The sequence below is a fragment of the Bathymodiolus japonicus methanotrophic gill symbiont genome (assembly GCF_019721995.1).
Lineage (GTDB): Bacteria > Pseudomonadota > Gammaproteobacteria > Methylococcales > Methylomonadaceae > Methyloprofundus.
Genome location: NZ_BLYC01000049.1, coordinates 1 through 21,999, shown reverse-complemented (window position 1 = coordinate 21,999; position 21,999 = coordinate 1). Strand labels below are relative to the sequence as shown.

Here is a 21,999-nt window from a genome sequence, read left to right as displayed (position 1 = left end):
GAAAATCATGGAAACGGAGCTTAGCGAAGTGGTGATTTTTAGTCCCTGATAGGCGACAGGGCAATTCGCTGATTCGACGTGTGCTAGCAGCACGCGAGAGGAGCAAGAATTGCATTCCGAATAGCCGTCCAGCCAGTGAGGTAGTAATGACGAAGCGGCTTTTGTGCGTAGCGTTGCGGACGCAGGGCGTTCAGGGCATCTCCCATTCGCTGCGTAGGTGAACGAATTACGGCGACAGGAGTCCCGGAATTTCGTGAGGTAGCATGGCGCGCCTGCCTTATTCCATATTCCTAAGCCGCTTCATTCTGCTGTTCATTAGCTAAAATACTTTCTCTATATACATTCATTGGTTTTTTATAGTCCAGGGATTCATGAAACCGTTGATGATTATAAAACTCAATATAGTCATCAACATCTTCTATTAACGCTCTAATTGAACCATATTCATTTAAATAAATACGCTCACATTTTGCACTTCGCCAAAACCGTTCAATACAAATATTATCCGTTGCTCGTCCTTTTCCATCCATAGAAATAGTAATGCCTTTGTTTTTTAGTCGTTGGGTATGAATTTCACTGGTGTATTGACTGCCTTGATCCGTATTAAAAATTTCAGGTGTTCCGTAGAGAGAAAGCGCTTCATCTAATACATCCATAACTAAAAAAGAATCCATTGTGTTTGATATTTTATGGGCGAGCACTGCTTTTGAGTGCCAATCAATAATCGCCGCTAAATAAACCATCCCTTCTTTGGTTTTAATATAGGTTATATCTGTACTCCAAACTTGGTTAGCGTGTGATATATCAAGATCTCTAAGCTTATAAGTATATTTTTTATGTTCTTTTATGGGGATCGTTGTATTGACTTGTTTTACCGCTAATACGGCTTTCAAGCCCATCTGCTGCCGATAACTCGCCACCGTGTTTAAACTGACTTTAAAACCACCTTCAAGCAACTGCTGGTGTACTTTAGCCGCACCATAAATAGGGATGTCTTTAAAAATGTGATTAATCTGAGTTTTGATCTCTTCTTTCTTTTTATTCTCTCTTTTTTTGTAATAGAGATTGCTTCTATTTAATCCTAATAATGCACACTGCTGTGTTAGAGGTAGAGTGTTAAGCTTGGGCTCAATCAACTGTTTTCTATCAGATGAGTCCAAGCTTTTTAGCTTTTTTTCGAGCCACTCCTTTTCAACCGTCATTTTTCCTACGATTTTTGTGAGCATCTCATTTTGTTCTTGAGCTGCTAATAGATCCTCTTTGTAATCTTTAACGGCTTTGGAGGGCTCCATTGCTATTTCTGCATTGTCTAAGAATATTTTTTTCCAGTTTTGTAGGTTCTTAGGTGTGATGTTATTTGCACTGGCAATTTCTTGCAGTGTTTTTTCATTCTTTAAAACTTCTAATACCAACTTGCTTTTAAATTCAGCACTGTAGACCGTTCTTTTTCTGCTCATTTTAATACTCCAATTTTTTACAAATAGTAACTAATTTGGAATAAGATTGCTTTGATTTCTTGTCTGGATTTGCTCCAATCAATGAAGGGAAACGAACATAATTCTTTAATCGCGTTTCTAAAAGGTAAGTGTGCAATTCATGGGATTAGTGATCGTGTTGTTGACATGCAACTGGATGCAATCATCGAGAGCAATATCATTAACCCAGTCACTGATTGCCTGAAAGTCATCACGCGCACCAAGTCTAATAATCCAGTTGATGAACTTGTGGAGTTGCTGCCCGTGGACAATAAGACGTGGGTTAAAATCGCGATGTATCGCTGGCTAATACAGTGTTGTGCCGCGGCTGATATGGCAAGGAATACACCTAACGACGACGCTATAGACAAATATGAGTCTGTACTGGTATTTTTTGGAGAACAAGGACACAAAAAGACTTCATTTATACGCTATATACTGCCTAAGTTACTGCATAAATACACAAAGGAAGGGATTTTATTAGATGTAAAAGACAAGGACTCAATGCTTCATGTATTAAAGTGCTGGATTCCTGAGCTTGGAGAACTTGATTCAACATTTAAGAGAAGTGACATATCAGCACTAAAAGCGTTCTTGTCGATGACAGAGGATGAGATAAGACTGCCGTATGCACGTAAGCCACTAAAAATAACGCGACATATTTCATGTATAGGCACTGTAAACGAAAAGGAGTATTTAAGAGACGCAACGGGTAACAGGCGTTTCTTGCCTATAACGACGACAGGATCACTAGACATCATTGTTAAAGAAAACTTCGACTATACGGACTTGTGGGGTTATGTGTGGGGTCAATATATGCAGGGTGAACAGTGGTGGCTTACAGAAGAGGAGGAAGTACTACAGAAAGAAGTCTTATCCAAGCATGAGGACACTAATCTCAAGGAGTTGTTACTTGATGTTTATAACTTTGATACCTCACACACTAAAAAAATGACATCGACAGAGATATTAAAAGACCTGTCACAAAAAACCACACGGCAAAATCAAATTAAACTTGGGATTGTCCTAAAAGATTTGTCCGTTGAGAAACCTACACCAAGAAGTAGGGATTATATGATGCCATTGTTAAGAGATGTTTACCCAAATCGGTTGCCAGACTCTTAGTCTAATCCATCTTAGATTTACTTTTATTTATTGAGAGTTGGGGTGATATTGCTTTTATGCGTATCGCCTCTTTTTGCCTATAACCTCGCACATCATTGTCACTACATTGTCACCATCATTGTCACGCTCCCTACACACCTGCTGTTAAGGACTCTTTACAAGCCCTTTAAAAATCATTGTCACCCGTCATTGTCACGTGCTTCAGCCCTTTAAATACAGGGTGTGTATCTGCTTTCTAGAAAAAAATGACAAAGATGAACTTTCTCCATAGAGCATATATCATTAGTTTTATTATATTCTCTACTTCCTCTAAAACTAATGACCATCATTGTCATTAACACCACCGTAGACCACGTGACTACTGGGTTGCAATGTCGATGACAATGTAAAAAAGCATATATACAAACGTTCTCCAAATACTCTGTATCACCTGTCCTTACTGCTCTACATAGGGCATGACAATGATGATGACAATGTAGTGACAATGATTTAATAAATGGATTACAAGTTGCTATTTTACCTGATACCACCCCACCCATTCACCAAACAAAAACATAAACCCCCGTGTCGACTTTGTGACAGGTTGAAAATACAAGGTTGAACGAAAATAAAATATTCATTAGGGCACGTAAAATAGGAGTTATAAAATTTTCATGATGGGTAAAGGGTAGACAAAAACTGGCGTGTTCACTCTAAATATGTGATGATTTTGTGATGTGATTAATAGTTACACTCTCATAGAATAACAATTACGGGTGATAAAGCGGCATTAGTAACAATGACAGAGGCCTCACGATTAATCGGAAAATCGAAGCAGACTTTATACCGACATGTCTCATCTGGTAGGGTATCGAGGAATAGTGATGGTTTTCTTGATACTGCGGAATTAATCCGTGTGTACGGTGAACTGAAACAAAATACAACGTCAAAGGTTACAAAAACATCCGTGCCAGTGGTGCAGGTTGAGAGGTCTCATATAGAATGGCTTGAGAAACAGGTCGATGGGCTTATGGACGATATAAAACAAGTTAGAGACGATTCCCTAACTCGTGAAATTCGATTAATGGCATTACTTGAACATAAATTTGATACGACACAAAGCGAAACATCATCAGATGAACCAGTTATTAGAGTGGTGTTCTCAAAGTTATTTAAGTGATGGATTGTGTATCACAATTAAGGGCATCAGCTAACATAGGGCGTAGATCCCCCTGTACCCGCCATACAGAAATTATTTAATCATGTGAGTGGCGCTATTACTTTGCGTTACCACATTACAATACCTGTATTAAACCTTTCCACCGCTGAAAATCATGGAAACGGAGCTTAGCGAAGTGAAGATTTTTAGTCCGCGATATGCAGGACGCCTTCGGCGCCGAAGGCATAAGCATTCCCTACTACTAATCTGAAGTTTCCCAATAATTATTTATGGTAAAATTGAAACTATGCTACAACTATATGAAAAAAATAGTCTTTTCATTCGTTTCAAATGCTATTGCCTACGGGGAATTAAGTAGGGGTTTGCTATAAACATGGCAAAACCACCTAAAATAAACCTCGATACACCAGTATTGTGTATTTTAGCTACTAATTACATAGAGCCATTTGTTCTTTAATTCCCTTTGCTAGGCAAAAAGCCAAATTACAAGGGACTGCGTTACCTACCATTTTATATCCAGCAATTAGATTTTTATAATAAAAAATATGGTCATCTGGGAAAGTTTGAATTCTAGAGCATTCCCTAATGCTTAATCTACGGTATAAGTCCTCTTTTCCTTGTATGAAAATTCTTTTATTTTGCTCTACAAATACCATTTTTGGGGCTTGTGGGTGGATTGGGGCATGTCGCCCACCAGCCTGAATTGTGTATGAAGGTTCGTGCCAACTTCTAACCCTATTTCTAGACATAAAAATACTTGAGAATCCACCAGTCATATATTCATGGTTTGAAAGGGTGCATTTTTCCCCATTCGTATATTGTTTTTCTTCAGCAGGTAAGGCTGAATTTTTTATGTCATAAATAACATCTTGTAATACATATTTATTTGCTAACGGGGCTGGGAATTGAAACTTAAAGCCTAAGTCGTTCCTGATACCAATAAAAAACACTCTTTTTCTATCTTGAGGGACTCCATAGTCAACCGCATTTAAGAGAGAAAATGATAATGTATATCCGCTTTCCTCTAGCAAATTTTTTATGTTTTCTAATGCGTATTTATGGCGTGAAGCCAGCATTCCAGAAACATTTTCAGCAAGGAAAAACTTAGGGTTTTTATCTCTTAATATTCTGATAAATTCAAAAAACAATTGTCCTCTTTTATCCTCTATTCCTTTTAGTGTTCCGCCCTCGCTCCAACTTTGGCAAGGAGGCCCGCCTATTATCCCTTCGCAATCTGGTACATTTGATGATCGTATATCTCTTATAGAGCGTCTATCTAATACAGTATTCGGGAAATTTTTCTCGAAAGTTTCCCAAATAACCTTGTCGAATTCATTGGCCCAAATGACTTCAAAACCAGCATTTTTAAAGCCTATATCTAAACCGCCAGCACCAGAAAACAAAGATACAATTCTCATATTTCAAGCCTCTTTAGGTACTGATAAAGTATTAGTAAATAAACTACTAGGAGCTTTTAATAAATTAATATCAAATTTTAATGACGGCTCTATTAGAGAGCTTGCATTATGTATCCTGAAAGATAGTTTCCAGTTATTATTAAGCTTTACAATTAGAGTCGTTTCGGAGTTTTCTTTGAAGGATATATCTAGTATTTCAGTTGGTAAAGAACACTGGGGAGTAATAAATTTAGGCTGAATATCGTCAAAAGGTAAGTTTAATGTACCGCGTAAATTATAAGCTTGAATTTCAACAGAGTTTTTTCTCTTTATTACTTTATAGAAATCTTTGCTACCGACTAGATATTCTATTAGCTGCCTTGAAATTCTTTCTTTGTCAGCATCATAAAGACGCTGTAGCTCATCCTTGAAAGCGTTAAGTATAGGGGTATACACTATTAAACTTTTAGCGTCTATAGAACTCCACGTCCTCATTCCATCGCTTTTCTTCTGCATATCCTTGAGCTTTGCAAAAATGGGGTTAACTTTAGAAAAGTAATTGCTCGAACAATTGACTCCTAGCCACTTTTTGCCGAAATCTATATCAGGCGATAGTCTCGAATGTTTCACTGCTTTATGATTATTTTTTGCAGATACTCCAATCTCCCATTTTTGAACAGCTCGGATTGCTAAGACATCTCTAACATCACCTATTTCCCCTTGTGAGTCAGGGAGTATTTCAAGCTCTAGTATGTCTGTTTCATCTATATCATTAGATAGCCTAGGTTCAATATCTATAAGAAAATTAACGGCAAAACTGGCGGTTAATAAGTATCTTCCTTGTTTTTGAGTATCGAAACCATGAAAACACTCTTTAGCTAGGATTAATGGACTATTATCAATAACCTTAACAGTAGTAAGCTTTTCTAATTTCCCTTCAAATTCTCTTAGAATCGCATACTCAAACGCCTTTCCTGCTTTCATTTGACCTGCCATTTATTTTTCCTTATGTAAAATTTATTTGAGAGAGGTGAGGGTATCTTGTGGCTGGTAACAGGCGTTATTTCCCGATAAAGACAAACGGGTCATTAGATGTCACTGTTAAAGAAAACTTCGACTATACAGACTTATGTGCTTATGTGTGGGGCGAATATATGTGGTGGCTTACAGATGGAGAGAAATTGTTACAGAAACACAAGCGTTATCTATCCATTTAGGCGAATAGGAGATGCTCCAGCCGCCACAAATGGCTCTAAGGCTTGTGTCTTCATTCTGTCTAGCCTTTTTATAGAAAAGAAAAAATAACGGCAATGAGTGCAAAGAATTCGAGGATAATTATCGTTATTTTAGGAATAAAACGAAAGTAAAAAAAATCAATTAACGCCCAATAAATCAATTTAACTAATTGTATTTATTGGTTAATTTATGATTTTGTTTTAGGTTAATGACAAGTTAACTTAAAGGCACAGTTTAGAAAAAACAACTCTACCTATTTCATTTTTAGCCAATAAAGGTAGGATTTAAGGCATAAAAAAACCTCTACACACATTGTATGTAGAGGTTTTTAAAAGGTTGTAATAAGTGTTATAAGCACGTATTACAGCTTGAAAGTAAGAGACAGACTCTTGCTATCAAACGAAAGTTAATTATATCTTAATTAGCCTCTCATTTGTAAGCAATTCTGGTTTTTCTTCTCTTCTTTCAAGCCCAGCCCCTATTTTGGATTAGATGATATTGGAATAGGTCAGGACAGAGCTACCGATCAAGGGTATGTAGAGGTAGTCAGTAAGATCATATTTGTATAAAGTAGAAGTCGCGGGTTTATACCGTCTCACCTGCGGGAATTGAATTTTATAGTGCAAATATGCTGCGTAGCTGTACAGGGGGATATATTTATATATATTCTATAGCGCAGGGGCAGGGCGGAGGTAAAAGGGGCTTAAAAACTCGATTATTCTGTTTATTCTCCCTCGAAATAGCTAAAAAAATCGTTAGCATTTTGAGTGGGAAAGATAAACAGGTAAAACCTTACTCTTTGTGATGTCTATGCAAGATGTAGCCATGCACGCTTATTCTTTCCATGCTTTCTTTTATCCTAAAAATTATTGATGCGCGGAGCGCGGTTTAAGAGAAACCATATTGCTGTGATTGAGAGTGATAGAGTTACATGATAGATAAAGAAAAAACTCCTGAAGGGTTTCCAACACATAAACATCAAGCCGACTTTTGGGAGCATTTAGGCGACAATGGCGCGCCTGACCTTCGCCAATTTTAATTTAATCCAAAAATGACAATCTTACACCTATATAAATAAATCGCTTATAGGCTGTAAAATTCATAAAAATGAGTGTATTTTTATTTTGGTAAAGGTATTGTCTTTTAGATTAAGAATATTAAAAACACATAAGGTAATAGTGTAAATGCCACAATATAATCTTGGGTTCATAGATGATGAAAGTATATTTAATCATGTCCTTGAAACAGTAAAAAAGTATAGGTTTTCTGTTAATCTAAAAGAATTTAATACAAACCTGATTGACCCGATAAAACTTACTTTTGATGCAAAAATATATAAAAAAGATATATCCAACATCATAGAAAATGAAGTCCTTAGACAAATAGATAAATCAAACACCAATCATATTGGTTATTTTCATCAGAATATGTTTAACCATTTTGGGGATGGCTGGTTAGTTCCGAAAAATGGCTATGATGTAATAAATGAAGAAAAGCTTATTTTTATAGAAATGAAAAATAAGCACAATACAATGAATTCATCCTCATCACAAAAAACTTATATGAGGATGCAAAATACAATACTTAAAAGGCCCAACTCAACTTGTATGCTGGTTGAGGTCATAGCTAAATATAGTCAAGATATAGTGTGGAAAATGCGCCTTGATAGTGAGCCAGTTTCAGATGATAGAATTCGCAGGGTTTCGATAGACAAATTTTACAAGTTAGTTACGGGGGACGCTCACGCCTTTAAAACTTTATGTGAAAAGTTGCCTGTAATTATTTCCGATGCCGTGGATAGTTTGGACGATAGCATAATGGGAAATACAGTTTTTGAAGATCTTCGAGATATATCACCAATTTTAATGAAAAGTATTTATTTACTATCCTTTGAAAAATATGAAGGTTTTAATACATTAGAGATGTTAGGCGAATAATGGAAGAAACGTACCCTTTGGCACAAGTAGCGGATATATTATCTATCCCTAAAGCAATACTCCATAAATGGGAAAAAAATGGAAAGCTTATTCCCACCTTAAATGCTAAAACAGGTAAAAAAGAATATACAAAAACACAGTTGGAAATATTTGAGCCAGCTCGTGCTATGTACAATACTCAATGGGATAAAGAACAAAAAATTTCACCTATTAAAACATATAATGGAATTGAACTTTTTGCAGGAGCGGGAGGGCTAGCGCTTGGTTTAGAAAAGGCAGGAATGTACTCTTTTATGCTTAATGAAATTGACAAACAAGCGTGTTCTACATTAAGGCATAATCGTCCCAAATGGAATGTAGTTGAAGGGGATGTTTTAGATATAGATTTTTCATTATATGATGGAAAAATAGACTGGTTATCAGGCGGGTTTCCTTGCCAAGCATTTTCATATGCAGGGAAAAAACTAGGCTTTGAAGATACAAGAGGAACCCTTTTTCATGAATTTTGCAGAGCTTTAAACGAATGCTCCCCTAAAATATTTTTTGCTGAAAATGTAAAAGGTTTAATGTCTCATGACGAAGGGCGGACGTTAGACACTATAAAAAGTGTTATGGTCGATATTGGGTACACCTTGATTGAGCCAAAAGTATTAAAAGCTATTTTCTACAAGGTCCCACAGAAAAGGGAGCGACTTATTATTGTTGGAGTTAGAAATGACCTTGCTCATATTTCGGTTTTTTCTTGGCCCTCTCCATACAAAAAGATTATGACCGTAAAAGATGCGCTGAAAAAAGGAGATTTATACAACTGTGACGTGCCTATATCACTTGGACAAAAATATCCTAAAAGAAAATGTGAGATATTAAGTTATGTGCCACAAGGTGGCTATTGGAGGGATTTACCAGATGATTTACAAAGAGAGTATATGCAAAAAAGCTATTATCTTGGAGGTGGTAAAACTGGAATGGCTCGCCGCTTATCCTTGGATGAACCCAGCCTTACTTTAACCTGTTCTCCAGCCCAAAAACAAACAGAAAGATGCCATCCTACGGAAACACGGCCGCTTACTGTGAGGGAATACGCAAGAATACAAACATTTCCAGATGATTGGGAGTTTCTAGGCTCAATGAGCCACCAATATAAACAAATAGGAAATGCCGTGCCTGTGAATTTGTCCCACGCTATAGGCCGTAGTTTGGTTGGGTTGTTAAATAATATTACCGAGCATGAAGCTAACAATCAAAAATTCACGAACGCTGAAAATCCTGGAAACGGAGCATAGCGAAGTGAAGCTTTTTAGACCGCGATAGGCAATGCTGTGGATGAAGACTCGTAGTATGAGCGGTAGCGAATGGCGAAGAGGATTTAGTAACAGCTTTAGTTGGCGTAGAGTCATTGAGGTAATCATGAAGAGTGCAACCCGCGTAGCTAGGTTGTATGAGACACATGGCTAGCCATGTTTACATGTGTTGTTACGCCCATAGACCGCTATATTGTTGACTTCTAGCTTGGGTATTGGGGTTGTCTCTTCGGTAAGTTGTGGGTTAATAAGGGTAAATCCTGAAATATGCATTTTTAACGCGGGTTTCTTTAACGCCCATTTTGTGGGGAGTTTTGGGCATTGTTGAAATATCATGCCTGTAGTCGCTCACTACTAGCTAATGGGGTGATGGTGATTTGGTGCGTATGAGTCCAGGAATACAAACCTGTAAATGCGGGGGAGTCGCTATTCTTGCGAAAGCTTGTCTTTCAGGTTAGCGAACAATATTTGTTGATCATCTTCGTCCGTGGTCAACAGCATTTTCTTTACATCACTTAGGAAGCCTACAAAATCAAGAACATCCCCTTGGCCAGAAGAACAACGGAAGTCTAACGCCCCTACTCCTATTAGGTTTCCAACAAGATCACAATACTCTTGAATATTCCCAATAAAATTATCGAGATCTTTCTTTGATGTTTCGCCAAGTACAAGACCTTTTTTATAGGTGTTTTTATCAGAATGAGCAATAATTCTATTACGTGCTGGACTTAATTTTTTTCCATAATCCGTTATATTTGTTGTCAAAGCAGTAATAGAGTCAATTTGTTTACGCCATTTATCACCATCAAACTGCTCCTTAATTTGAGCATTTATTAGATTAATTGAAATGTTGTTACGAGTTTCTCTGTTTACCCGAGTTGATTCACGATCCACCAAGTTACAAACGCATAGAATCCAGTTTCTAATTAAAATTGAGTTTATTTCCCAAAAAAAAGTGCCTGATATTTTTTCTAACAGATCAAAATTGGCAGGGTCAAACAAATTATGATAAGTATTAAAGTCACTTCTAATATCGATGCAATGCTCACGAAAATAAGTAAAATCTTCTTTTAAGTTTGCTAAGGCGTCTTCATTCATTTTGTATCTCCTTGCTAATTCTGTAGCTCATCAGTGAGGCTATAAGTTTCCCCCAGAATAATTTAACTCTCTTTCTGCTCACTAAGCAACGACGCGTTTTTATTTAGCTATACATATTATAAACGTTCGTTTATAATATGTATAGCTAAATAAAAAGGTGTGATTATGATTAAGAAAGCTATAGGTTACGTAAGAGTATCAACCTCTGAACAAGGAAGAAGTGGGTTAGGGCTAAAGGTTCAAGAATCGGATATAAAGGAATTCTGTAAAAATGAGGGTATTGAGTTAATCAAGATATTATCCGAAGTGGAAAGCGGAAAAGGGTTTGATGCTTTAGAGAAACGCCCTGTATTATCTCAAGCATTAAATTGCGCTAAAAATGAGTCAGCTTATATCATTGTGAATAAGTTAGACAGACTAGGTCGCGATGTTGCTTTTATATCATCGCTAATGGCAAATAAAACCCCATTCATTGCAGCACAACTTGGAAGAGACGCAGACCCTTTTATGCTCCACCTATACGCGGCTCTATCCGAAAAGGAACGGGAGTTGATTAGCACTAGAACAAAGGCGGCTCTACAAATATTAAAGGCGCGAGGGGTTCAACTAGGTAATCAAACAAATTTAAATGAAGCACGGCTAAAGAGCAATGCAATAAACAAGAAGCTAGCCAGTGACTTCGCTAGAACCGTAAGCGACATTATCGAGGGGTATCGGATTAAAGGTTTATCAATGGGGAATGTGGCTAATGAATTAAATAAACTAGGCGTAAAAACGAGGCGCGGTGGTCAATGGCACGCATCAACAGTGAAGAATATTATTGATCGAGAGAAAACAGTATAAATTTAGACCTGTCTAATTATATCTGAAGTTTCCCAATAATTATTTATGGTAAAATTGAAACTATGCTACAACTATATGAAAAAAATAGTCTTTTTGAAACTAAAAAACCTACAGGGTCGTTGATGTGAGTCTTATTGAGAAGACGGCAGTAAGTGCCGTCGTTGGCGCCTTATCGTGAGACATTTGTTGCTAGTGTTTTGAATTGCAATACTATGATTTTTTGAGCGTTTATAGTTAACCGTCATAGTTAATATTCCTACGCTGAAAATCATGGAAACGGAGCTTAGCGAAGTGGTGATTTTTAGTCCCTGATAGGCGACAGGGCAATTCGCTGATTCGACGTGTGCTAGCAGCACGCGAGAGGAGCAAGAATTGCATTCCGAATAGCCGTCCAGCGAGTGAGGTAGTAATGACGAAGCGGCTTTTGTGCGTAGTCGTTGCGGACGCAGGCCGTTCAGGGCATCTCCCATCCGCTGCGTAGGTGAACGAATTATGGCGACAGGAGTCCCGGAATTTCGTGAGGTAGCATGGCGCGCCTGTTTTTGTTTTTCACTGTCCCATATAAGTTAAGTTTAGCCAGCTTGTGTCGTACCAATCTTGTATTTTCGACCTATCGCCAAGTCGACACGGGGGTTTGTGTTTTTGATTAGTGAATGCGTGGGGGGGGTATCAGGTCAAAAAATGGGAAAAAAATAAAAATAGAATGGATTAGAAACGGCAGTTATTGGCGAAATATAATACTTATAATGAGGTAGGATATGTTTTTTTTGCTTAAAATAAAACATATACATTATTAATTGCGAGGTTATAAATCCTAATTGATAAAACATTTTTGTAATTATAATGCGGGTCAAACTGTTGTTTTTTTGTGTTGGTTTGTAGGCGTAAAAAAGGGATAAAAAAGTATTGTTTAGAGATTTCTGAGGTATGGCTAGAGAGTAGTTCGGGTGTGCTTGTATGGAGTATGAGACAATGAAAAAAATGCCCCTTGATGCTTTCAGTTCAAAGGGCATTTTTGCACCATGCGCAAAGGGTTCAGACCTTTCACATGGACTTTGAAATATCATTTCATCATTGGTAAAACAAAAAGACAATACCAGTCCTTTTGAGTAATTATCTTATCACGGGGCAGGTTATATTAAAACGTTTTACCATGATGAAACCTTACAAACGGTAAGTCATTATGGAAATCTCAATAAAAAATAAAGCTCAAAATATTAACCAGTCATCACTCGCTATTCCAGCTATTGCAGAAACCCCTCCAGCCGCTCCTCTATCGGTCAATATTCTAGATAAGGCAGTCCTGTACCAAAAAATAGCTAATGAAGCGTACAGAGGAGAAACAACCACACCGCGCCAATTCGTCGAAAGACTAAAGACCAATGATGAGCATGTAGTTGCTTATCAGCGAAAACTAAAAACAGAAGGGAAAAGTGAGGCAGTTAAAGCCCTGAAAATAAAGATGAGTGCTATCTCATTCTCAGGGGGTGTTAATGATTCTTGCGGTAGAAGAGCAAAAGACTTTGACAAGGACAGCTGTACTGGCATATTTCACGTTGATATTGATGCTCTAAAGGATAGCGCTGGCGTGGAACGGGTCATTGGCATAGTAAAAGCTACGCAAGGCTGCCTGTTCGCGTTTAGATCGGTCAGCGGGCTAGGCGTTAAGGCGGGGTTTAATGTTGGTCAGTTTGATAATGATGAGCAGTTCAAAGAGATATTTTATAAGTTTGAATATCTCTTTAAGGTAGAGCATGGAATTACTATTGACCCCGCCTGCAAGGATATTTTAAGGCTTTGTTTCACTTCCTATGACCCTGATTATTTCATTAATGATGATGCGGTCGAGATTGACGTTAACGCAATGGACTTGCCAGCAATAAATAATGTTTTTGAATCACCTGATAACGACCAGCCAGTACAAAACATTCCTTCACTGGTCGCTGTACCCGATGCCCACCCCTGGACAGCAGAAAGAATAAAGGAGGTCATTAAACACATTCCTAGCGAAGACTATAACCAATGGATAATGGTCGGCATGGCTATTTATCACTCAGGCGCAAATGGTGGTTTTTCTGTGTGGGACGAGTGGTCAAAAACCAGTAAAAAATATAACAAAACAGAGATATCCAAAAAATGGTGTTCTTTTGATAATGGGGACAACCCTAAAAATGTGTCAATGGGGACAGTGGTCAAGCTATCAAGAGAACACACTAAACAAATAAAATGGAATCACACAACAATGAAAGGCAAACCCATCCCAACGCCTGAAAATCTTGAGGCGCTTATAGAGTATTACGGTGTCAGTGTCAGTTATGATGAATTACTACTTGAAACTATAGCACCCCAAAGAGTCAAGACAGATTTTTCAACAATCCTTATTCCATATTCCTAAGCCGCTTCATTCTGCTGTTCATTAGCTAAAATACTTTCTCTATATACATTCATTGGTTTTTTATAGTCCAGGGTTTCATGAAACCGTTGATGATTATAAAACTCAATATAGTCATCAACATCTTCTATTAACGCTCTAATTGAACCATATTCATTTAAATAAATACGCTCACATTTTGCACTTCGCCAAAACCGTTCAATACAAATATTATCCGTTGCTCGTCCTTTTCCATCCATAGAAATAGTAATGCCTTTGTTTTTTAGTCGTTGGGTATGAATTTCACTGGTGTATTGACTGCCTTGATCCGTATTAAAAATTTCAGGTGTTCCGTAGAGAGAAAGCGCTTCATCTAATACATCCATAACTAAAAAAGAATCCATTGTGTTTGATATTTTATGGGCGAGCACTGCTTTTGAGTGCCAATCAATAATCGCCGCTAAATAAACCATCCCTTCTTTGGTTTTAATATAGGTTATATCTGTACTCCAAACTTGGTTAGCGTGTGATATATCAAGATCTCTAAGCTTATAAGTATATTTTTTATGTTCTTTTATGGGGATCGTTGTATTGACTTGTTTTACCGCTAATACGGCTTTCAAGCCCATCTGCTGCCGATAACTCGCCACCGTGTTTAAACTGACTTTAAAACCACCTTCAAGCAACTGCTGGTGTACTTTAGCCGCACCATAAATAGGGATGTCTTTAAAAATGTGATTAATCTGAGTTTTGATCTCTTCTTTCTTTTTATTCTCTCTTTTTTTGTAATAGAGATTGCTTCTATTTAATCCTAATAATGCACACTGCTGTGTTAGAGGTAGAGTGTTAAGCTTGGGCTCAATCAACTGTTTTCTATCAGATGAGTCCAAGCTTTTTAGCTTTTTTTCGAGCCACTCCTTTTCAACCGTCATTTTTCCTACGATTTTTGTGAGCATCTCATTTTGTTCTTGAGCTGCTAATAGATCCTCTTTGTAATCTTTAACGGCTTTGGAGGGCTCCATTGCTATTTCTGCATTGTCTAAGAATATTTTTTTCCAGTTTTGTAGGTTCTTAGGTGTGATGTTATTTGCACTGGCAATTTCTTGCAGTGTTTTTTCATTCTTTAAAACTTCTAATACCAACTTGCTTTTAAATTCAGCACTGTAGACCGTTCTTTTTCTGCTCATTTTAATACTCCAATTTTTTACAAATAGTAACTAATTTGGAATAAGATTGCTTTGATTTCTTGTCTGGATTTGCTGGGGGATTATAAACTAACATTAAGGGCATCCAATCAATGAAGGGAAACGAACATAATTCTTTAATCGCGTTTCTAAAAGGTAAGTGTGCAATTCATGGGATTAGTGATCGTGTTGTTGACATGCAACTGGATGCAATCATCGAGAGCAATATCATTAACCCAGTCACTGATTGCCTGAAAGTCATCACGCGCACAAGTCTAATAATCCAGTTGATGAACTTGTGGAGTTGCTGCCCGTGGACAATAAGACGTGGGTTAAAATCGCGATGTATCGCTGGCTAATACAGTGTTGTGCCGCGGCTGATATGGCAAGGAATACACCTAACGACGAACGCTATAGACAAATATGAGTCTGTACTGGTATTTTTTGGAGAACAAGGACACAAAAAGACTGTCATTTATACGCTATATACTGCCTAAGTTACTGCATAAATACACAAAGGAAGGGATTTTATTAGATGTAAAAGACAAGGACTCAATGCTTCATGTATTAAAGTGCTGGATTCCTGAGCTTGGAGAACTTGATTCAACATTTAAGAGAAGTGACATATCAGCACTAAAAGCGTTCTTGTCGATGACAGAGGATGAGATAAGACTGCGTATGCACGTAAGCCACTAAAAATAACGCGACATATATAGCACCCCAAAGAGTCAAGACAGATTTTTCAACAATCCTTATTCCATATTCCTAAGCCGCTTCATTCTGCTGTTCATTAGCTAAAATACTTTCTCTATATACATTCATTGGTTTTTTATAGTCCAGGGTTTCATGAAACCGTTGATGATTATAAAACTCAATATAGTCATCAACATCTTCTATTAACGCTCTAATTGAACCATATTCATTTAAATAAATACGCTCACATTTTGCACTTCGCCAAAACCGTTCAATACAAATATTATCCGTTGCTCGTCCTTTTCCATCCATAGAAATAGTAATGCCTTTGTTTTTTAGTCGTTGGGTATGAATTTCACTGGTGTATTGACTGCCTTGATCCGTATTAAAAATTTCAGGTGTTCCGTAGAGAGAAAGCGCTTCATCTAATACATCCATAACTAAAAAAGAATCCATTGTGTTTGATATTTTATGGGCGAGCACTGCTTTTGAGTGCCAATCAATAATCGCCGCTAAATAAACCATCCCTTCTTTGGTTTTAATATAGGTTATATCTGTACTCCAAACTTGGTTAGCGTGTGATATATCAAGATCTCTAAGCTTATAAGTATATTTTTTATGTTCTTTTATGGGGATCGTTGTATTGACTTGTTTTACCGCTAATACGGCTTTCAAGCCCATCTGCTGCCGATAACTCGCCACCGTGTTTAAACTGACTTTAAAACCACCTTCAAGCAACTGCTGGTGTACTTTAGCCGCACCATAAATAGGGATGTCTTTAAAAATGTGATTAATCTGAGTTTTGATCTCTTCTTTCTTTTTATTCTCTCTTTTTTTGTAATAGAGATTGCTTCTATTTAATCCTAATAATGCACACTGCTGTGTTAGAGGTAGAGTGTTAAGCTTGGGCTCAATCAACTGTTTTCTATCAGATGAGTCCAAGCTTTTTAGCTTTTTTTCGAGCCACTCCTTTTCAACCGTCATTTTTCCTACGATTTTTGTGAGCATCTCATTTTGTTCTTGAGCTGCTAATAGATCCTCTTTGTAATCTTTAACGGCTTTGGAGGGCTCCATTGCTATTTCTGCATTGTCTAAGAATATTTTTTTCCAGTTTTGTAGGTTCTTAGGTGTGATGTTATTTGCACTGGCAATTTCTTGCAGTGTTTTTTCATTCTTTAAAACTTCTAATACCAACTTGCTTTTAAATTCAGCACTGTAGACCGTTCTTTTTCTGCTCATTTTAATACTCCAATTTTTTACAAATAGTAACTAATTTGGAATAAGATTGCTTTGATTTCTTGTCTGGATTTGCTGGGGGATTATAAACTAACATTAAGGGCATCCAATCAATGAAGGGAAACGAACATAATTCTTTAATCGCGTTTCTAAAAGGTAAGTGTGCAATTCATGGGATTAGTGATCGTGTTGTTGACATGCAACTGGATGCAATCATCGAGAGCAATATCATTAACCCAGTCACTGATTGCCTGAAAGTCATCACGCGCACCAAGTCTAATAATCCAGTTGATGAACTTGTGGAGTTGCTGCCCGTGGACAATAAGACGTGGGTTAAAATCGCGATGTATCGCTGGCTAATACAGTGTTGTGCCGCGGCTGATATGGCAAGGAATACACCTAACGACGACGCTATAGACAAATATGAGTCTGTACTGGTATTTTTTGGAGAACAAGGACACAAAAAGACTTCATTTATACGCTATATACTGCCTAAGTTACTGCATAAATACACAAAGGAAGGGATTTTATTAGATGTAAAAGACAAGGACTCAATGCTTCATGTATTAAAGTGCTGGATTCCTGAGCTTGGAGAACTTGATTCAACATTTAAGAGAAGTGACATATCAGCACTAAAAGCGTTCTTGTCGATGACAGAGGATGAGATAAGACTGCCGTATGCACGTAAGCCACTAAAAATAACGCGACATATTTCATGTATAGGCACTGTAAACGAAAAGGAGTATTTAAGAGACGCAACGGGTAACAGGCGTTTCTTGCCTATAACGACGACAGGATCACTAGACATCATTGTTAAAGAAAACTTCGACTATACGGACTTGTGGGGTTATGTGTGGGGTCAATATATGCAGGGTGAACAGTGGTGGCTTACAGAAGAGGAGGAAGTACTACAGAAAGAAGTCTTATCCAAGCATGAGGACACTAATCTCAAGGAGTTGTTACTTGATGTTTATAACTTTGATACCTCACACACTAAAAAAATGACATCGACAGAGATATTAAAAGACCTGTCACAAAAAACCACACGGCAAAATCAAATTAAACTTGGGATTGTCCTAAAAGATTTGTCCGTTGAGAAACCTACACCAAGAAGTAGGGATTATATGATGCCATTGTTAAGAGATGTTTACCCAAATCGGTTGCCAGACTCTTAGTCTAATCCATCTTAGATTTACTTTTATTTATTGAGAGTTGGGGTGATATTGCTTTTATGCGTATCGCCTCTTTTTGCCTATAACCTCGCACATCATTGTCACTACATTGTCACCATCATTGTCACGCTCCCTACACACCTGCTGTTAAGGACTCTTTACAAGCCCTTTAAAAATCATTGTCACCCGTCATTGTCACGTGCTTCAGCCCTTTAAATACAGGGTGTGTATCTGCTTTCTAGAAAAAAATGACAAAGATGAACTTTCTCCATAGAGCATATATCATTAGTTTTATTATATTCTCTACTTCCTCTAAAACTAATGACCATCATTGTCATTAACACCACCGTAGACCACGTGACTACTGGGTTGCAATGTCGATGACAATGTAAAAAAGCATATATACAAACGTTCTCCAAATACTCTGTATCACCTGTCCTTACTGCTCTACATAGGGCATGACAATGATGATGACAATGTAGTGACAATGATTTAATAAATGGATTACAAGTTGCTATTTTACCTGATACCACCCCACCCATTCACCAAACAAAAACATAAACCCCCGTGTCGACTTTGTGACAGGTTGAAAATACAAGGTTGAACGAAAATAAAATATTCATTAGGGCACGTAAAATAGGAGTTATAAAATTTTCATGATGGGTAAAGGGTAGACAAAAAACTGGCGTGTTCACTCTAAATATGTGATGATTTTGTGATGTGATTAATAGTTACACTCTCATAGAATAACAATTACGGGTGATAAAGTGGCATTAGTAACAATGACAGAGGCCTCACGATTAATCGGAAAAATCGAAGCAGACTTTATACCGACATGTCTCATCTGGTAGGGTATCGAGGAATAGTGATGGTTTTCTTGATACTGCGGAATTAATCCGTGTGTACGGTGAACTGAAACAAAATACAACGTCAAAGGTTACAAAAACATCCGTGCCAGTGGTGCAGGTTGAGAGGTCTCATATAGAATGGCTTGAGAAACAGGTCGATGGGCTTAGGGACGATATAAAACAAGTTAGAGACGATTCCCTAGCTCGTGAAATTCGATTAATGGCATTACTTGAACATAAAATTGATACGACACAAAGCGAAACATCATCAGATAAACCAGTGATTAGAGGGGTGTTCTCAAAGTTATTTAAGTGATGTATTGTGTGTCACAATGAAGGGTATCAGCTAGGATAGGACGTAGATACCCCTGTATCTGCTATACAGAAATTATTTAATCATGTGAGTGGCGCTATTACTTTGCGTTACCACATTACAATACCTGTATTAAACCTTTCCACCGCTGAAAATCATGGAAACGGAGCTTAGCGAAGTGAAGATTTTTAGTCCGCGATATGCAGGACGCCTTCGGCGCCGAAGGCATAAGCATTCCCTACTACTAATCTGAAGTTTCCCAATAATTATTTATGGTAAAATTGAAACTATGCTACAACTATATGAAAAAAATAGTCTTTTCATTCGTTTCAAATGCTATTGCCTACGGGGAATTAAGTAGGGGTTTGCTATAAACATGGCAAAACCACCTAAAATAAACCTCGATACACCAGCATTGTGTATTTCAGCTACTAATTACATAGAGCCATTTGTTCTTTAATTCCCTTTGCTAGGCAAAAAGCAAATTACAAGGGACTGCGTTACCTACCATTTTATATCCAGCAATTAGATTTTATAATAAAAATATGGTCATCTGGGAAAGTTTGAATTCTAGAGCATTCCCTATGCTTAATCTACGGTATAAGTCCTCTTTTCTGTATGAAAATTCTTTATTTTGCTCTACAATACCATTTTTGGGGTTGTGGGTGGATTGGGGCATGTCGCCCACCAGCCTGAATTGTGTATGAAGTTCGTGCCAACTTCTAACCCTATTTCTAGACATAAAAATACTTGAGAATCCACCAGTCATATATCATGGTTTGAAAGGGTGCATTTTCCCCATTCGTATATTGTTTTTCTTCAGCAGGTAAGGCTGAATTTTTTATGTCATAATAACATCTGTGTAATACATATTTATTTGCTAACGGGGCTGGAATTGAAACTTAAAGCCTAAGTCGTTCCTGATACCAATAAAAAACACTCTTTTTCTATCTTGAGGGACTCCATAGTCAACCGCATTTAAGAGAGAAATGATAATGTATATCCGCTTTCCTCTAGCAAATTTTTTATGTTTTCTAATGCGTATTTATGGCGTGAAGCCAGCATTCCAGAAACATTTTCAGCAAGGAAAAACTTAGGGTTTTTATCTCTAATATTCTGATAAATTCAAAAAACAATTGTCCTCTTTTATCCTCTATTCCTTTTAGTGTTCCGCCCTCGCTCCAACTTTGCAAGGAGGCCCGCCTATTATCCCTTCGCAATCTGGTACATTTGATGATCGTATATCTCTTATAGAGCGTCTATCTAATACAGTATTCGGGAAATTTTTCTCGAAAGTTTCCCAAATAACCTTGTCGAATTCATTGGCCCAAATGACTTCAAAACAGCATTTTTAAAGCCTATATCTAAACCGCCAGCACCAGAAAACAAAGATACAATTCTCATATTTCAAGCCTCTTTAGGTACTGCTAAGTATTAGTAAATAAACTACTAGGAGCTTTTAATAAATTAATATCAAATTTTAATGACGGCTCTATTAGAGAGCTTGCATTATGTATCCTGAAAGATAGTTTCCAGTTATTATTAAGCTTTACAATTAGAGTCGTTTCGGAGTTTTCTTTGAAGGATATATCTAGTATTTCAGTTGGTAAAGAACACTGGGGAGTAATAAATTTAGGCTGAATATCGTCAAAGGTAAGTTTAATGTACCGCGTAATTAATAAGCTTGAATTTCAACAGAGTTTTTTCTCTTTATTACTTTATAGAAATCTTTGCTACCGACTAGATATTCTATTAGCTGCCTTGAAATTCTTTCTTGTCAGCATCATAAAGACGCTGTAGCTCATCCTTGAAAGCGTTAAGTATAGGGGTATACACTATTAAACTTTTAGCGTCTATAGAACTCCACGTCCTCATTCCATCGCTTTTCTTCTGCATATCCTTGAGCTTTGCAAAATGGGGTTAACTTTAGAAAAGTAATTGCTCGAACAATTGACTCCTAGCCACTTTTGCCGAAATCTATATCAGGCGATAGTCTCGAATGTTCACTGCTTTATGATATTTTTTGCAGATACTCCAATCTCCCATTTTTGAACAGCTCGGATTGCTAAGACATCTCTAACATCACCTATTTCCCCTTGTGAGTCAGGGAGTATTTCAGCTCTAGTATGTCTGTTTCATCTATATCATTAGATAGCCTAGGTTCAATATCTATAAGAAAATTAACGGCAAACTGGCGGTTAATAAGTATCTCCTTGTTTTTGAGTATCGAAACCATGAAAACACTCTTAGCTAGGATTAATGGACTATTATCAATACCTTAACAGTAGTAAGCTTTTCTAATTTCCCTCAAATTCTCTAGAATCGCATACTCAAACGCCTTTCCTGCTTTCATTTGACCTGCCATTTATTTTTCCTTATGTAAAATTTATTTGAGAGAGGTGAGGGTATCTTGTGGCTGGTAACAGGCGTTATTTCCCGATAAAGACAAACGGGTCATTAGATGTCCACTGTTAAAGAAAACTTCGACTATACAGACTTATGTGCTTATGTGTGGGGCGAATATATGTGGTGGCTTACAGATGGAGAGAAATTGTTACAGAAACACAAGCGTTATCTATCCATTTAGGCGAATAGGAGATGCTCCAGCCGC

General features: G+C 37.3%; 21 protein-coding genes and 1 pseudogene. 10 read left to right on the top strand and 12 right to left on the bottom strand.

Annotation, left to right across the window (positions count from 1 at the left end; genetic code table 11):
- Positions 1-83 precede the first annotated feature (83 nt).
- Together K6984_RS35080 and K6984_RS26385 are read right to left on the bottom strand one after the other, a co-directional pair.
- Complete coding sequence (locus tag K6984_RS35080; protein WP_263458884.1) at positions 84-206, bottom strand: hypothetical protein; 123 nt, start codon at positions 204-206, stop codon at positions 84-86.
- A gap of 84 nt (positions 207-290) precedes the next feature.
- The gene (locus tag K6984_RS26385; RefSeq protein ID WP_221898112.1) at positions 291-1,457 is read right to left on the bottom strand and encodes an IS3 family transposase; all 1,167 of its coding nucleotides are present in this window, start codon (positions 1,455-1,457) and stop codon (positions 291-293) included.
- 51 nt (positions 1,458-1,508) lie between these two features.
- On the opposite strand from K6984_RS26385, the gene K6984_RS26380 reads away from it, so the two are divergent.
- Positions 1,509-2,600, top strand: a complete 1,092-nt coding sequence (locus tag K6984_RS26380) for a virulence-associated E family protein (protein ID WP_221898111.1) — start codon at positions 1,509-1,511, stop codon at positions 2,598-2,600.
- Between the two features lie 778 nt (positions 2,601-3,378).
- Complete coding sequence (locus K6984_RS26375; RefSeq protein ID WP_221898110.1) at positions 3,379-3,759, top strand: hypothetical protein; 381 nt, start codon at positions 3,379-3,381, stop codon at positions 3,757-3,759.
- A gap of 428 nt (positions 3,760-4,187) precedes the next feature.
- Here K6984_RS26375 and K6984_RS26370 read toward each other — a convergent pair whose 3' ends face one another.
- Together K6984_RS26370 and K6984_RS26365 are read right to left on the bottom strand one after the other, a co-directional pair.
- Positions 4,188-5,177 (bottom strand): DNA cytosine methyltransferase, encoded by a 990-nt coding sequence (locus K6984_RS26370; protein WP_221898109.1) that lies wholly within the window; start codon positions 5,175-5,177, stop codon positions 4,188-4,190.
- Positions 5,178-5,180: 3 nt separating this feature from the next.
- Positions 5,181-6,152 (bottom strand): HaeIII family restriction endonuclease, encoded by a 972-nt coding sequence (locus K6984_RS26365; RefSeq protein ID WP_221898108.1) that lies wholly within the window; start codon positions 6,150-6,152, stop codon positions 5,181-5,183.
- Positions 6,153-7,576: 1,424 nt separating this feature from the next.
- Here K6984_RS26365 and K6984_RS26360 point away from each other — a divergent pair.
- Both K6984_RS26360 and K6984_RS26355 read left to right on the top strand, forming a co-directional pair.
- Positions 7,577-8,329 carry an Eco47II family restriction endonuclease gene (locus tag K6984_RS26360; protein WP_221898107.1) on the top strand — a complete coding sequence of 251 codons (753 nt, stop codon included), beginning with the start codon at positions 7,577-7,579 and terminating at the stop codon, positions 8,327-8,329.
- On the top strand, positions 8,329-9,612 hold the full coding sequence (locus K6984_RS26355) for a DNA cytosine methyltransferase (RefSeq protein WP_221898106.1): 1,284 nt from the start codon (positions 8,329-8,331) through the stop codon (positions 9,610-9,612). The genes K6984_RS26360 and K6984_RS26355 overlap by 1 nt, the downstream gene beginning before the upstream one ends.
- A 444-nt stretch (positions 9,613-10,056) precedes the next feature.
- Here K6984_RS26355 and K6984_RS26350 read toward each other — a convergent pair whose 3' ends face one another.
- Positions 10,057-10,728 carry an AbiU2 domain-containing protein gene (locus tag K6984_RS26350; protein WP_221898105.1) on the bottom strand — a complete coding sequence of 224 codons (672 nt, stop codon included), beginning with the start codon at positions 10,726-10,728 and terminating at the stop codon, positions 10,057-10,059.
- 165 nt (positions 10,729-10,893) lie between these two features.
- Here K6984_RS26350 and K6984_RS26345 point away from each other — a divergent pair, with 165 nt between their 5' ends.
- Positions 10,894-11,571: a recombinase family protein gene (locus tag K6984_RS26345; RefSeq protein WP_221898104.1), complete on the top strand. Its 678-nt coding sequence runs from the start codon at positions 10,894-10,896 to the stop codon at positions 11,569-11,571.
- Between the two features lie 131 nt (positions 11,572-11,702).
- Here the strand turns inward: K6984_RS26345 and K6984_RS26340 are convergent, their stop codons facing one another.
- On the bottom strand, positions 11,703-12,041 hold the full coding sequence (locus K6984_RS26340; protein ID WP_221898103.1) for a hypothetical protein: 339 nt from the start codon (positions 12,039-12,041) through the stop codon (positions 11,703-11,705).
- On the opposite strand from K6984_RS26340, the gene K6984_RS26335 reads away from it, so the two are divergent.
- A complete protein-coding gene (locus K6984_RS26335; protein ID WP_221898102.1) occupies positions 11,998-12,141 on the top strand; it encodes a hypothetical protein in 144 nt (47 codons plus the stop codon). The two genes, K6984_RS26340 and K6984_RS26335, sit on opposite strands and share 44 nt — an antisense overlap.
- Before the next feature lie 613 nt (positions 12,142-12,754).
- Complete coding sequence (locus tag K6984_RS26330) at positions 12,755-13,966, top strand: PriCT-2 domain-containing protein (RefSeq protein ID WP_221898101.1); 1,212 nt, start codon at positions 12,755-12,757, stop codon at positions 13,964-13,966.
- Here K6984_RS26330 and K6984_RS26325 read toward each other — a convergent pair.
- Positions 13,963-15,129, bottom strand: coding sequence for an IS3 family transposase (locus tag K6984_RS26325; protein ID WP_087870166.1), 1,167 nt, complete (start codon positions 15,127-15,129; stop codon positions 13,963-13,965). The two genes, K6984_RS26330 and K6984_RS26325, sit on opposite strands and share 4 nt — an antisense overlap.
- A 420-nt stretch (positions 15,130-15,549) precedes the next feature.
- Here K6984_RS26325 and K6984_RS36705 point away from each other — a divergent pair, with 420 nt between their 5' ends.
- The gene (locus tag K6984_RS36705) at positions 15,550-15,822 is read left to right on the top strand and encodes a VapE domain-containing protein (RefSeq protein WP_420831724.1); all 273 of its coding nucleotides are present in this window, start codon (positions 15,550-15,552) and stop codon (positions 15,820-15,822) included.
- 69 nt (positions 15,823-15,891) lie between these two features.
- On the opposite strand, the gene K6984_RS26315 is transcribed toward K6984_RS36705, so the two are convergent.
- The gene (locus K6984_RS26315) at positions 15,892-17,058 is read right to left on the bottom strand and encodes an IS3 family transposase (protein ID WP_087870166.1); all 1,167 of its coding nucleotides are present in this window, start codon (positions 17,056-17,058) and stop codon (positions 15,892-15,894) included.
- A 110-nt stretch (positions 17,059-17,168) separates the two neighbouring features.
- On the opposite strand from K6984_RS26315, the gene K6984_RS26310 reads away from it, so the two are divergent.
- Entirely contained in the window at positions 17,169-18,230 is a 1,062-nt protein-coding gene (locus K6984_RS26310) for a virulence-associated E family protein (protein ID WP_221898099.1), read from the top strand.
- Between the two features lie 897 nt (positions 18,231-19,127).
- Positions 19,128-19,391 (top strand): hypothetical protein, encoded by a 264-nt coding sequence (locus tag K6984_RS26305; RefSeq protein ID WP_221898098.1) that lies wholly within the window; start codon positions 19,128-19,130, stop codon positions 19,389-19,391.
- 428 nt (positions 19,392-19,819) lie between these two features.
- Here K6984_RS26305 and K6984_RS36700 read toward each other — a convergent pair.
- The 4 genes and pseudogenes from K6984_RS36700 to K6984_RS36690 form a co-directional block, all read right to left on the bottom strand.
- Positions 19,820-20,792: pseudogene (locus tag K6984_RS36700) on the bottom strand (DNA cytosine methyltransferase).
- A gap of 23 nt (positions 20,793-20,815) precedes the next feature.
- On the bottom strand, positions 20,816-20,977 hold the full coding sequence (locus tag K6984_RS36695) for a HaeIII family restriction endonuclease (protein WP_420831726.1): 162 nt from the start codon (positions 20,975-20,977) through the stop codon (positions 20,816-20,818).
- A 163-nt stretch (positions 20,978-21,140) separates the two neighbouring features.
- Positions 21,141-21,263 (bottom strand): hypothetical protein, encoded by a 123-nt coding sequence (locus K6984_RS36990; protein WP_476693198.1) that lies wholly within the window; start codon positions 21,261-21,263, stop codon positions 21,141-21,143.
- 128 nt (positions 21,264-21,391) lie between these two features.
- Positions 21,392-21,478, bottom strand: coding sequence for a HaeIII family restriction endonuclease (locus tag K6984_RS36690; protein WP_420831725.1), 87 nt, complete (start codon positions 21,476-21,478; stop codon positions 21,392-21,394).
- Positions 21,479-21,999: the final 521 nt, after the last annotated feature.

Coding starts and splice junctions, on each gene's coding strand:
- K6984_RS26310 (WP_221898099.1), top strand. CDS start 17,169: ATGAAGGGAAACGAACATAATTCTTTAATCGCGTTTCTAAAAGGTAAG.
- K6984_RS26355 (WP_221898106.1), top strand. CDS start 8,329: ATGGAAGAAACGTACCCTTTGGCACAAGTAGCGGATATATTATCTATC.
- K6984_RS26365 (WP_221898108.1), bottom strand. CDS start 6,152: ATGGCAGGTCAAATGAAAGCAGGAAAGGCGTTTGAGTATGCGATTCTA.
- K6984_RS26325 (WP_087870166.1), bottom strand. CDS start 15,129: ATGAGCAGAAAAAGAACGGTCTACAGTGCTGAATTTAAAAGCAAGTTG.
- K6984_RS36705 (WP_420831724.1), top strand. CDS start 15,550: ATGAGTCTGTACTGGTATTTTTTGGAGAACAAGGACACAAAAAGACTG.
- K6984_RS26330 (WP_221898101.1), top strand. CDS start 12,755: ATGGAAATCTCAATAAAAAATAAAGCTCAAAATATTAACCAGTCATCA.
- K6984_RS26375 (WP_221898110.1), top strand. CDS start 3,379: ATGACAGAGGCCTCACGATTAATCGGAAAATCGAAGCAGACTTTATAC.
- K6984_RS26360 (WP_221898107.1), top strand. CDS start 7,577: ATGCCACAATATAATCTTGGGTTCATAGATGATGAAAGTATATTTAAT.
- K6984_RS26345 (WP_221898104.1), top strand. CDS start 10,894: ATGATTAAGAAAGCTATAGGTTACGTAAGAGTATCAACCTCTGAACAA.
- K6984_RS35080 (WP_263458884.1), bottom strand. CDS start 206: ATGGGAGATGCCCTGAACGCCCTGCGTCCGCAACGCTACGCACAAAAG.
- K6984_RS26340 (WP_221898103.1), bottom strand. CDS start 12,041: ATGGGAGATGCCCTGAACGGCCTGCGTCCGCAACGACTACGCACAAAA.
- K6984_RS36990 (WP_476693198.1), bottom strand. CDS start 21,263: ATGAGGACGTGGAGTTCTATAGACGCTAAAAGTTTAATAGTGTATACC.
- K6984_RS26370 (WP_221898109.1), bottom strand. CDS start 5,177: ATGAGAATTGTATCTTTGTTTTCTGGTGCTGGCGGTTTAGATATAGGC.
- K6984_RS26315 (WP_087870166.1), bottom strand. CDS start 17,058: ATGAGCAGAAAAAGAACGGTCTACAGTGCTGAATTTAAAAGCAAGTTG.
- K6984_RS26385 (WP_221898112.1), bottom strand. CDS start 1,457: ATGAGCAGAAAAAGAACGGTCTACAGTGCTGAATTTAAAAGCAAGTTG.
- K6984_RS26350 (WP_221898105.1), bottom strand. CDS start 10,728: ATGAATGAAGACGCCTTAGCAAACTTAAAAGAAGATTTTACTTATTTT.